14 protein-coding genes are annotated in these 11,437 nt (G+C 58.0%); 8 read left to right on the top strand and 6 right to left on the bottom strand.

The features are described from left to right. Positions 1-156: 156 nt before the first annotated feature. Positions 157-672 (bottom strand): J domain-containing protein, encoded by a 516-nt coding sequence (locus tag OOF89_RS03035; RefSeq protein WP_266078328.1) that lies wholly within the window; start codon positions 670-672, stop codon positions 157-159. A 77-nt stretch (positions 673-749) separates the two neighbouring features. On the opposite strand from OOF89_RS03035, the gene OOF89_RS03040 reads away from it, so the two are divergent. Continuing rightward, entirely contained in the window at positions 750-974 is a 225-nt protein-coding gene (locus OOF89_RS03040) for a hypothetical protein (protein WP_266079835.1), read from the top strand. Between the two features lie 46 nt (positions 975-1,020). Here the strand turns inward: OOF89_RS03040 and pyrF are convergent, their stop codons facing one another. Beyond that, positions 1,021-1,818: an orotidine-5'-phosphate decarboxylase gene (gene pyrF / locus OOF89_RS03045; protein ID WP_266078330.1), complete on the bottom strand. Its 798-nt coding sequence runs from the start codon at positions 1,816-1,818 to the stop codon at positions 1,021-1,023. A 72-nt stretch (positions 1,819-1,890) separates the two neighbouring features. On the opposite strand from pyrF, the gene OOF89_RS03050 reads away from it, so the two are divergent. Beyond that, a complete protein-coding gene (locus OOF89_RS03050; protein WP_266078332.1) occupies positions 1,891-2,547 on the top strand; it encodes an HAD family hydrolase in 657 nt (218 codons plus the stop codon). A 16-nt stretch (positions 2,548-2,563) separates the two neighbouring features. Here OOF89_RS03050 and OOF89_RS03055 read toward each other — a convergent pair whose 3' ends face one another. Both OOF89_RS03055 and OOF89_RS03060 read right to left on the bottom strand, forming a co-directional pair. Then, positions 2,564-2,941: a hypothetical protein gene (locus OOF89_RS03055; RefSeq protein ID WP_266078334.1), complete on the bottom strand. Its 378-nt coding sequence runs from the start codon at positions 2,939-2,941 to the stop codon at positions 2,564-2,566. Positions 2,942-2,965: 24 nt separating this feature from the next. Further along, positions 2,966-3,412, bottom strand: a complete 447-nt coding sequence (locus OOF89_RS03060) for a DUF2240 family protein (protein WP_266078336.1) — start codon at positions 3,410-3,412, stop codon at positions 2,966-2,968. A 91-nt stretch (positions 3,413-3,503) separates the two neighbouring features. Here OOF89_RS03060 and OOF89_RS03065 point away from each other — a divergent pair, with 91 nt between their 5' ends. Next, positions 3,504-3,881: a 30S ribosomal protein S8e gene (locus OOF89_RS03065; protein ID WP_266078338.1), complete on the top strand. Its 378-nt coding sequence runs from the start codon at positions 3,504-3,506 to the stop codon at positions 3,879-3,881. Between the two features lie 90 nt (positions 3,882-3,971). Here the strand turns inward: OOF89_RS03065 and OOF89_RS03070 are convergent, their stop codons facing one another. Continuing rightward, on the bottom strand, positions 3,972-4,397 hold the full coding sequence (locus tag OOF89_RS03070) for an ester cyclase (protein WP_266078340.1): 426 nt from the start codon (positions 4,395-4,397) through the stop codon (positions 3,972-3,974). Between the two features lie 98 nt (positions 4,398-4,495). Further along, entirely contained in the window at positions 4,496-5,494 is a 999-nt protein-coding gene (locus OOF89_RS03075; RefSeq protein ID WP_266078342.1) for a phosphate signaling complex PhoU family protein, read from the bottom strand. 320 nt (positions 5,495-5,814) lie between these two features. Here OOF89_RS03075 and OOF89_RS03080 point away from each other — a divergent pair, with 320 nt between their 5' ends. Genes OOF89_RS03080 through phoU form a run of 5 tightly spaced genes read left to right on the top strand, consistent with a single transcriptional unit; the run spans position 5,815 to position 11,134 of the window. After that, on the top strand, positions 5,815-6,825 hold the full coding sequence (locus tag OOF89_RS03080; RefSeq protein ID WP_266078344.1) for a PstS family phosphate ABC transporter substrate-binding protein: 1,011 nt from the start codon (positions 5,815-5,817) through the stop codon (positions 6,823-6,825). A 55-nt stretch (positions 6,826-6,880) separates the two neighbouring features. After that, the gene (gene pstC / locus OOF89_RS03085; protein ID WP_266078346.1) at positions 6,881-7,837 is read left to right on the top strand and encodes a phosphate ABC transporter permease subunit PstC; all 957 of its coding nucleotides are present in this window, start codon (positions 6,881-6,883) and stop codon (positions 7,835-7,837) included. 1 nt (position 7,838) lies between these two features. Next, the gene (gene pstA / locus OOF89_RS03090) at positions 7,839-9,521 is read left to right on the top strand and encodes a phosphate ABC transporter permease PstA (protein ID WP_266078348.1); all 1,683 of its coding nucleotides are present in this window, start codon (positions 7,839-7,841) and stop codon (positions 9,519-9,521) included. Between the two features lie 3 nt (positions 9,522-9,524). Continuing rightward, positions 9,525-10,406: a phosphate ABC transporter ATP-binding protein PstB gene (gene pstB / locus OOF89_RS03095; RefSeq protein WP_407661579.1), complete on the top strand. Its 882-nt coding sequence runs from the start codon at positions 9,525-9,527 to the stop codon at positions 10,404-10,406. 50 nt (positions 10,407-10,456) lie between these two features. After that, complete coding sequence (gene phoU / locus OOF89_RS03100) at positions 10,457-11,134, top strand: phosphate signaling complex protein PhoU (RefSeq protein WP_266078350.1); 678 nt, start codon at positions 10,457-10,459, stop codon at positions 11,132-11,134. Positions 11,135-11,437 lie beyond the last annotated feature (303 nt).

Here is an 11,437-nt window from a genome sequence, read left to right on the forward strand (position 1 = left end):
ACATAATTTATAGTATCGAAGACGGGAGCCCTGAAACAGTTTTTTTCGGCGCATATGAGTGCTGATAGACGGTATCGATAGTGTCGTCATAAATTACTAATAAGACTGTTATGAACCGACGGTAATAAATTCGTCCGTCAGTACCGCGAGTGATAATCAGCGGTCGTTCCGAACTCGTTCGTATGCCCTGTTGACGCGCTTGAACGCTTCTTCGTTACCGTCCGTTTGGTCAGGGTGAACGTTCTTCACTTTCTCACGGTATGCCTCGCGAACCGTCTCGTCGTCGGCAGTGACGTCCACGCCGAGGATTCGATACGCTTCCGCCGAACTCGGTCCCGAAGCACTACCGACCGTCGCGCGCTGGCGCTCGTCCCCCCTCGTTCGCCACCCCGCTCGTTCGCGTGTTCGTTGCCGGGTTCGCCGTCGTGCTCCCGCCCCAACCCCGTCGGAATTTGGTCCGAACCCACGGGTCGGATCGCCGTACACGGCGTCTCGTTCTACTTTCTTCTGCAGTCGTCCCGTCGCATGATACCACAGGATAGCCGTCGTAATGGCGAACGGTATCGCAAACACGACCAAAAACAGGTTGTACACGAACCCGAGGATGGAGAGCGAAACCGTAATCCCGGCAAAGACCGCTGCGACGCCGAGCAAGAGGCGGGACCTGTACATGTTTGCGCTACGGGTGGATGGATGTTAAGCCTCTCGCCGCCCGTAGACTGAAATCGATGGACGACGAACGGGGAGTCATGAGCGTCACAGGGCTATGTCAAATCTGTGAGACCGCGGAAGCGACGCACGATTGCGACCGTTGTGGTGCCCTCGTCTGTTCCGAACACTGGAATCGGGGGAACGGTCTCTGCGTCGAATGTACGGCCGAAATCGGTGGAGGAAGCGGGGAGAAAACACCACGTGGATCGGGAAGCGAGGACATCCGCCCGCCGGACACGGACGACGAGACGCACCAACTGTAACGAAACGGAAAGACCTACTGTCGCAAAACCGGGGCGTCGCCCACGGCTATCGATACTGGTTTAACCGCTTTTTCAGTCGTTTTGCCGCTTGCCCGGCGGCTTTGTGGAAGTCCTCACCGGCGTTTTCGCCCGCAAAGATGATTCCCCGCGAGGAGTTGACCAACCCGGCACCGTCGGCGAGGGCGAAAGTCGCCGCGGCCTCGACATCGCCACCTTGCGCGCCGACGCCGGGAACGAGGAACGGAAGGTCCGGCACACGCTCGCGCACTTCCTCCAGTTCGTCGGGCGTCGTCGCCCCAACCACGAGTCCGACGTTTCCGTTCGCGTTCCAAAGGTCGGCGAGCGATGCGACCCACTCGTACATCCTTTCCCCGGAGGCGAGTTCGAGGTCCTGGATGTCCGTTCCGCCGGGATTCGACGTTCGGCAGAGGATGAACACGCCCTTGTCTTCGCGCGAGAGGAACGGGTCGAGCGAATCACGGCCCATGTAGGGATTGACCGTGATGGCGTCGGCCGTGTCGAGCAGTCTCGCGTACTTCCGCGCCGTATTCCCGATATCGCCGCGCTTTGCGTCCAAAAGGACGGGGACGTCTTTCCCGTGCGCGTACGCGATGGTTTCTTGCAGTGCAGCCCATCCGTCCCTATCCTCGTAAAACGCGACGTTCGGTTTGTAGACCGCCGCGTGTTCGTGTGTCGCATCGATAATGCGTCGGTTGAACGCCCAGCGGGGAAGGTCGTGTTCGTGGAGGTGGTCCGGAATCCGATCGAGGTCCGCGTCGAGTCCGACGGAAACGATGCTGTCGGTGGCGGCGATGCGGTCACCGAGTCGGTCGAAGAAGTTCATACGCCGAAATTCATCCAATCGGTTATGGATGTATCGAACTGGTAAAGAGTCCTCGCGACATAGCTGTTTCAAATGCGCGTGACCGCTGTGGGTTTTGACCTCGATGACACGCTTGCGGTGACCGACCGACCGCGAGCGACGCTTCTCTCGGACGCGACAAACGCGGTGAGCGCACCCGCGCTCTCACGCGACGACTATCTGGACGCCCACAGTCGGCACCTCGCGACCGAGACGCGCGAGCCGATCTTCGCCGACCTGCTTCCCGAGGGGAGCGATACCTCGTCGGAACGGCTGACGGAGGCGTATCGCGACGCGATTTTGGACGCGCTCACGCCACTCACCGGCGTTCCGAATCTACTCGATACGCTTCGTCAGGAGTATCGCGTGGGATTACTCACGAACGGACCGGTCGTCGCACAGCGTGGGAAAATCGCCCAACTCGGCTGGGAACCGTACTTCGATACGACGATCGTTACGGGCGAACTCGAAGCGGGAAAACCGGACAGGCGGGCGTTCGACGCGCTCAGTACCGAACTCGGAGTCCCGACCGAAGAAACCGCCTACGTCGGGGATGATCCCGAGATGGACGTTCGAGGTGCGAGCGATGCCGGAATGAGAACGATACAGGTGACGTATCCAGACGGTCCCGACCCGATGTCGGTGGCCGATGCGCACATCGACCGCCAGGAACTCGTGTTGGGGCTTCCCGACCTGCTTTCGTCGCTGTAGTTGCTTTCGGTTCCGATTAGCTGGCCTCGACTCCGGCGATGACAGCGTCCACCGCGCGTTTGACGTGTGCACCCTGTTCGACGAAGATGAGGACTCGCGGGGGTTCGACCGCTTTCGGACGAACGCGAAGCTCCGCCCGACGGGCAGTTCGCTCCGCCGACTCGATGCCGTCGGTGAGTTCGATTCTGATTCGGTCGGGTTGGACGAACACGCTCGCCACACGCTCACCGTCCCGTTCGACTTCGTACGCCAGCGCACCGTCGTCTGTTGGCTCCACGTTCGTATCGGCGTTCACGACGGCGAGCGAATCGAGCGGTGGGTCTTCGCGTCCGTCGAGTTCGGACGAGAGGAGTTGTGCGATTCGCACGCCATCCGTAGTTATATCCTCGACCATATCCCGCGTTGGTGGAGGGGAGGTTTACGTTTTGAGGTCGGAGAGCGCCTCGTCGGCTTCACTGCTTACGTCGATTCCCTTCCGTCGGGCGTAGACGATTGCCGCCGCCTCCACGGAGATACCTGCACTTCGTTGCAGTTCGTTGATCTCCGCGACCGCGGTCTGTTTCGTCGTCCCGTGCGCGACGATCGTATCGAGCGCCTTTTCGAAGGTCGATTGCTCCTGGAGGAGGCTTTCGTCCGGGTGAAAATCCTCCGGTATCTCGACATCGGCGGGGTCGAACTCCGCGACGAGCGTCTCCTCGTCGTGCGAGAGAAGCCCCTGTCCGCTGGCGATATCGACGAGACGTTTGGCCTGGTCGGGTGAGAACCAGTCCCGGTCGAGCGACAGCGCGACGACGAACTCGCTTTCACGCATCCGTTTGCGCCCGTTTTGCTGGAACGGCGCGGCGACAGCTATCCGCAAACTCATCGTCCTGCGGAACTGGATGTGGTGGCCTAAATCTGCCGATGTCGAACCGCGAATCGAGTCATTGAAGTATTTCGTGGGCGACCCTCACGATATGAAAGACCAAGGACGTTCTACGCGAAAGCGAACCGGTGGCCGACTGAAGCCCCTGAAGAAGAAGAAGAAACACGAACTCGGCCGACAACCGACCGAGACGCAGGTCGGAGAACCACGGTTCCGCACCACGGACGCTCGCGGCCACAACACGAAGGTTCGAGCGCTCACGACCGACAGCGCCAACGTGACCACCGACGGTGAGACGGTCAGCGCGACGATTCAGGACGTGCTCGAGAACGGCGCGAACCCGAACTACGCTCGCCGAAACATCATCACGAAGGGTGCCATCATCGTCACGACCGAAGGCAAAGCGCGCGTGACCTCGCGTCCCGGCCAGAACGGACAGGTCAACGCCGTTCTCGTCGACGACGAATAAGCGAACTGCCGTCTTTTTCGATTACACTCGATGTGTTGGGCGATAGCTTCCGCTTCGTGACTGCGAACCGACCGTCCCTCCCTCGGATAATCATTTACTGGATGGATCGGCGTCGAGTTGCTCGATGAGACCGAGCATGTCGCTCTGTGTCCATGTCTCGGCGAGTTTGCCGTCCTCGAAGCGGTCGATCTCGATAGCGGTCAGGGTCACCCGTTTTCCCGTCGGGGCGATTCCGAACATCGAGCCCTCGTGGGTACCAGTCATCGTCCATCGGAGGGCGACTTCGTCGTCCTCCGCAACCATGTCATCGATTGTAAACATCATATCCGGGAAGATTTCACGGGTCATGTCCGCGAGCGTCTTGTACAGTTTCGGACCCCGCATCTCCTCGGCGATTTCTCGGTCGTGAATGATGTACTCTGAACCAACGAGTGTGTCCGCAACATCCGGATTCGTGCCGTTCCACACACCTTCGTAGAGCGTTCGAAGCAGTTCTGTGTGCTCTGTCACTGTCATCGGCTTTCCGCAATACCCGTCGCTGGCCATGTAAGTAGTCGTTAGTGTTTCGTGATTTCGAACCGTTATCGAACAACGCGAAAAAACCGATACGTCGATTATGGACGCGGTGCCGCCTTCTGTAGTGCCGTCTCTGCGACGTTACCGCCGTAGTCGGCACAGCGAGATAACGAGTCCACGACGAGTCCGAGCGACTGGGTCTGTTGTGGGTCCTGCTCGCGGAGCAGTTTGTCGATGGAGCGTGCGTGTTCGTCGATTTCCAGGATCGACTGGCGGGCATCGTTCGCGAGTTCGGTCGCTTCGTCGCTGTCGTCGGAAAAGAGCGCATCCATCGCGGTGTCGATGACGGTGGTCGCGTCGGTGTGGAGTTCTTCGAGGCTGTCGATGACGTCTTCGGGTGGACTCGACGACATCTGGAGCGTCAACCGACCGATCTTGGTGGCGTGGTCCGCTATACGTTCGAGTTGCCGTGCGCTGGAGTGGTAGTCGAAACACACCTCACGTGACATGCCGAGTTCCTCCGTCGCTTTCGCCGTCCTGAGTGCGGCCCGAAAGATCCGGGAGACGACGTACCACAGGCGGTCAACGTCCTCGTCACGGGTGATGACATCGCGTGCGATATCCGCGTCGTTTTCCGCGAGCGCGGTTATCGCGTCGTCCAACATCGAAAGCGCGATGAGTCGCATGCGTGTGACCGCGTTGTGAATCGACAGCTCGGAGGAGTCGAGAAGATCCTGAATGACGACCTTGTTGCCGGTCTCTTCCAGCACTTCGAGTCCGACGAGGCCCTGCGTAGCGGAGCTGATAGTTCTTCGTTGTTCGGTCGTGATACGGTTCGATTCGAGGGTGATGATGTCGAAGCCGCTCACGTACATCGTCATGACCGCGCGTTTCAACTCTTCGTCTCGGAGGTCCCTGATGTCGAGCGACCCCTCGAGTTGGTCCCGCTCGTCCTTCGGAGTGAGCAGAAGCGAATCCGATTCCGGATAGAACTCGACGACGCTTCCGGCTTCGATGCCGTTGTCGGTTGCCCACGTCTTCGGGAGCGAAACGGTATACGTCGAACCGCCGGTAACCTGCACCTTGCGCGTCTCCATACCCTCACGTGGTTTCGACCACACTATAAATCCAACTATCTCTATATACATCTTCCAGTATAACACTATCTTCACCGACAGTATAGGTCAAACTCATATGATTCATATTTGGAGAAGAATTCAAGCAGCTAAAAGGATGGAATTATAAAATAAATGCGCCGTATAAATCCGGACAAGTCGTCTAAATACGGGTTTGAGCGGTATCTGGATACCAAACGATTCCGGATGACATACATGACCAACCGTAGAACAATACCATACGTAGGAATATATAGAAATAATAGCAACGTATTATTATGCTCTGTTCTTGGAATTCAGTGATGTCAGGGAAGTCGTCAAACGGTGTTTCACGGCGCAAGTTCATCGTGGGAGCAGGTGCATCGGGAGCAATCGCCATCGCGGGTTGTACCAAAAACCCGGCGGCCAGCGGTTCCGAAGGTTCGGGAGACGACGATGCACTGAGCGGATCGATCAGCATTTCGGGCAGTTCGACGGTGTTCCCGTTGGCCCAAGCGATGCAGGAGAAGTTCGTCGAAGAACACGAAAACGTGAGCATCGACATCAAATCGACCGGAAGCGGCGGCGGCTTCGCAAATCACTTCTGTCCAGGAACCACGGAGTTCAACAACGCCTCTCGACCGATTAAGAAGGAAGAGATATCGGCTTGCAAGAAGAACAACGTCGTTCCCGTCGAACTGAAAGTGGCGACGGACGCTCTGACAGTCGTTGTCAACAAGAACAACGATTTCGTCGACTGTATGACCGTCGATCAACTCAAACAGATTTGGCAAGGTGGGAACGACAAAGTCACGAAGTGGAGCGACGTGAACTCGGAATGGCCGGACGAGAAGATCATACTCTACGGACCGACCGAAGCCTCCGGAACGCTTGATTACTTTCACGAGGCTATCGTCGGGGAGGACAACGAACATCGGATGGATCACCAGGCGAGCGAAACAGACCGTAATATCATTGGGGGGGTCGAAGAAAGCAAATATGCTCTAGGTTACCTCGGATTCGCCTACTACAGCGAGGCTAAAAACAAGGTGAAAGCACTTGGAGTCGATAACGGTAACGGCTGTGTGAAGCCATCGCTGGAAACCGCAAAGTCCGGCAAATACAAGCCGCTTTCGCGGCCGCTGTTCACGTATCCGAAGCAGTCAGCACTCAGCGAAGACCACGTCGCCGAGTTCGCGAAGTTCTGGATAGAAAACGCGACGAGCAAGGAGATCGTGGCGAACAGCGTCGGATACGTCCCGCTCGACGAAGCCGAGAAGAAAGAGCAGATGAACACCCTCGAAACGGCAATCGAGAAGGCGAACGGTAACTGAAGCGACCGAATCGGTAAACGAAGGCCTTTTCGAAGACGACCGGAGATTACGAACAATGAGTACTGATCAGATAACACAAACCCTAACAAGACGAACAGGAAATTCGTCACGGGAGCTATTAGCGCGCCTATTTTTCTTCACTTGCGCACTCCTGTCGATAATCACGACCGTCGGTATCGTCCTTCTGTTATTCAACGAATCGCTGCGGTTTTTCAGCGAAACTGCGGGACTGTTGGGCGTCAGCGGCGAAACCACGTCCATCGTCGACTTCTACACACATACGACGTGGCGACCCAGTAGCGGTCAGTTCGGTGTGTTGGCACCGCTGACCGGAACGCTCATGGTGACCATCGGTTCAGCGTTCATCGCGTTACCGCTAGGTGTCGCGACCGCACTCTATCTCAGTGAGTACGCGAGTCCACGGACACGATCGGTGCTAAAACCGGCACTCGAAATCCTCGCCGGGGTACCAACCGTCGTCTACGGATTCTTCGCGCTCATCTATATCACTCCGTTTTTCGACATCTTTATAAATTTGCAGTTTTTCAACATGCTATCGGCGAGCATCGTCGTCGGTATCATGATCATCCCGATGGTCGCATCCATTAGCGAGGACGCGATGAGCGCCGTTCCCGATAGCCTTCGGCAAGCAGGATACGGAATGGGTGCGACGAAGTTCGACGTGTCGGTCGACATCGTTATTCCCGCGGCGATTTCGGGTATTTTCTCCTCGTTTATCCTCGCACTGTCGCGGGCGATCGGGGAGACCATGGCGGTAACCATCGCGGCAGGAAGCGTGTCGTTCTTCCGGAATCCGCTCAACCCGGCGGCATACACCAACCCGAACATGCCGATGACCTCGGCAATCGTGCACTCGCTCACGGGTGACTTCGCCGGTGGCGGTATCGCGTATCGAAGCGCGTTCGCCGTCGGTCTCACCTTGTTCATCATCACGCTCGTGATGAATGTCGTAAGCGACCTCATCGCGGAACACTACCGGGAGGAATACTGAGATGGCAACGGACACTGGCGGATACGAATCGACGAAACAGTTTTCGAGGGTCAGCCGAACCACCGGGACGATTTTCAAATATGCACTCCTGGCCGCGACACTCTTCGGAATCGTTGCGCTCGGCGTGCTGCTGCTGTACGTGGCGAACGACGCCATTCAACCGCTCACCGCCGACCCAGGATGGTACCTCGTCTTCTTCACGACGTTCGTTCTACCGACCGTCGCCGTCGCCTGGTATCTGAACCGAACAGACGAACGATCGCTTTCGACTGGGGTAACCGCGCTCGGCGTGCCGCTCGTCGGGACGATATTCGCGGCGGGAATCTCGACTGTCTTCATCGACGTGGTGTACCCACTCATGTGGTTCGCATACTTCGCCGCGTTCGCCGTTCCCGTCGTATTCGCCGTTGGATTGAGTCGAAGCGATTTCGATATCCCGTTCCTTGGATGGCTGGGTATCATAATACTCACCTTCGCCGCATCGTTCGCGCTCGTGCCGTACGGCATCCTCCGTCTGCTCTACGTCCCGACTAACGGGATGTCGATGGCGCTCACCTTCGGTTCGGTGGCTGCGTTGGCCGCGAGAAGCTACGTGGGTAAACGATGGGACGGAAAACGAACCGGTGACATTGCCGCCGGTATCGTTCTCCTCGTAACAATGTTGTCGCCATTTGTCGGCGCCATCGTCGGTATCGGGGCGGTTCCCGCACCGATTCTGACGACGATAGCTCTCGTCCCGGTCGGACTCTACGTCGCTAGTACGATGGCTCATCGACCGGAATACGTCATCGGGCTCGCACTGCCCGTCATCGTCGTCGTCGGCGTGCTCCTCGGTGCGTTCCTCGTCGACGTGTTCTCGTTCGCCGGACCGCACTCGTGGCTCGACTGGGCGTTCGTTACGGGCGACAGTTCGGGAGAGGCCGCGAATGCGGGTCTGTATCCCGCAATCGTCGGTTCGGTGTTGCTGATGTTCGTCGTCGCGCTCGTTTCGTTCCCGGTTGGCATCGGTGCAGCGGTGTACCTCGAAGAGTACGCACCAGACAACAAGTTGACCAGAATTATTACGATCAACGTCTCGAACCTAGCTGGCGTCCCGAGCGTCGTCTACGGACTGCTCGCTGCAGGTGTCTTCGTCACCTATCTCGGCCCAGGTATTCCGGTCCTTCCGCCAGCGATCGCGAATCCATTCGGCCTCTCTCCGATATATGTCGCCGGAAATCTGTTCGGTTCCGGTACCATCATCGTGGGAGGACTGGCGCTTTCGCTACTTATCCTACCCATTATCATCATCTCGTCACAGGAAGCGGTTCGGGGGGTTCCGGATGACATGCGACAGGCGTCCTACGGAATGGGCGCGACTAAATGGCAGACGGTGAAAAACGTCGTCCTTCCCCGGGCGTTCCCCGGCATCCTCACCGGAACGATTCTTGGACTCGGACGTGCAGTCGGTGAGACCGCGCCTCTGATTATGATCGGTGCGGCGGCCATCGCTCCGGTTCCACGCACGTTCGAGTCGGTCGTCGCCGCGATGCCGATGCAAATCTACGTGTGGGCAGGGGACTTCGCTACGGATGAGTTCTTCAACCGGGTCGTTCCGGCGGGCGTCATCGTCCTCCTCATCGCCATGCTGGCGATGAACTCGGTCGCCATCGCACTGCGCAACAGGTTTCAGAGAGAGGGATAAACAATGAGTCAAGAGAACATGCAGAACGAGGAAACGAGCGACAGAGAGCGAGCGGAAGAACCGTCCGACTCGATGACCGACGAGATGGTCATCGACACCGAAGTGGACTCGGGAAGCGTCAACCGTGCGGACACCCGACCCATCATCACGTCGAAAGGCGTCAAGGTCTGGTACGACGACGATCAGGCGCTGCGAGGGATCGACATGGAGATCCCGGAAAACCGCGTCACCGCGATGATCGGTCCGTCGGGCTGTGGGAAGTCCACGTTCCTCCGGTGTATCAACCGGATGAACGACCTCATCGACGCGGCACGCGTCGAGGGTGAACTCACCCTGCGCGGCAAGAACGTCTACGACGACGATGTTGACCCCGTTGCACTCCGTCGACGCGTCGGGATGGTGTTCCAGAAGCCGAACCCGTTCCCGAAGAGCATCTACGACAACGTCGCTTACGGCCTGGACATTCAGGACAAAGATGGCAACTACGACGAAATCGTCGAGGAGTCGCTGAAGCGCGCTGCACTTTGGGACGAGGTGAAAGACCGGCTCGACGAATCCGGTCTCGAACTCTCCGGCGGGCAACAACAGCGACTCTGCATCGCCCGCGCCATCGCACCCGACCCGGAAGTCCTGTTGATGGACGAACCCGCGAGCGCGCTCGACCCCGTCGCAACCTCGAAAGTCGAGGATCTCATCGCTGAACTCGCGGAGGATTACACCGTCGTCATCGTCACGCACAACATGCAGCAGGCGGCACGTATCAGCGACAAGACGGCCGTCTTCCTGACCGGCGGCGAGCTCGTGGAGTTCGACGACACACAGAAGATCTTCGAGAACCCCGAACACGAGCGCGTCGAGGATTACATCACGGGCAAATTCGGATAAGATTCATACCGAAGACTCTCGAACACACTACTAACTCTCAAATACAACCTATGGCACGCAAAAGCTACCAACAGCAGTTGGCGGACCTCCGCGAAAACGTCCTCTACATGAGCGAGGTCGTGATGGAGCGCCTCCGCCTCGGTCTCAACTCGCTCGAACAGAAAGACCGGGAACTCGCCCGGGAAGTCATCGAGGGCGACTACGAAGTCAACGAGATGTATCTCGACCTCGAACAGGATTGTATCGACCTGCTTGCGCTGCAACAACCAGTTGCGAGCGACCTTCGGATGATCGCCGCGTCGTTCAAAATCATCACCGACCTCGAACGAATCGCCGACCTTGCAGTGAACCTCGGCGAGTACACGCTCGAGGCGGACCACGACGTGTTCCCCGAAGTCGATATTCAGGAACTCGGGACCGTCACGCTCGACATGCTGGAGGCGACGATGGAGGCCTACGCCGAGGACAACACCGACAATTGCTACGCCGTCGCTGACAAGGACGACGAGTTGGACGACCTCTGTGAGCGCGCCAGCGCGCTCGTCGTTCGAGACCTCATCGAGACCGAACTCGAAGAGAACACCGAAGCGGAAATCGAACGGCTCCTCCAGGACGTTTCCCGCCTCCTGCTCACCATCCGCGACCTCGAACGTATCGGCGACCACGCGGTTAACATCGCCGCACGAACGTTCTACATGGTCGAAAACGACGACGAACTCATCTACTAGAACACACCTTTTTCTGCGGTCGGGAGCCGAGACGAACGCCACGTGGCGTTCGTCTCGGCCTACCTCCCTGGAAAAATCTGCACCAAAAGCACTGCGTCACCTCCTCCGTCACTTCGAAAACTCGCGGTGCTCGTTTTCTCGCTCCGTCGAAGGTTCCTTGGCCCGGAAAATTGGAAATTTTCCGGAGAATGGACTGGCCGCCAGCGGGTGTGTAATTTGCTGCTTTTGCCGGTTGTGTCACTGACCTATCGCTCCCGTTGCTCGCTATCCTACGTCACTGAGAAGTTCTCGTTAGTGACGAAG

This window comes from Haladaptatus caseinilyticus, from assembly GCF_026248685.1.
Lineage (GTDB): Archaea > Halobacteriota > Halobacteria > Halobacteriales > Haladaptataceae > Haladaptatus > Haladaptatus caseinilyticus.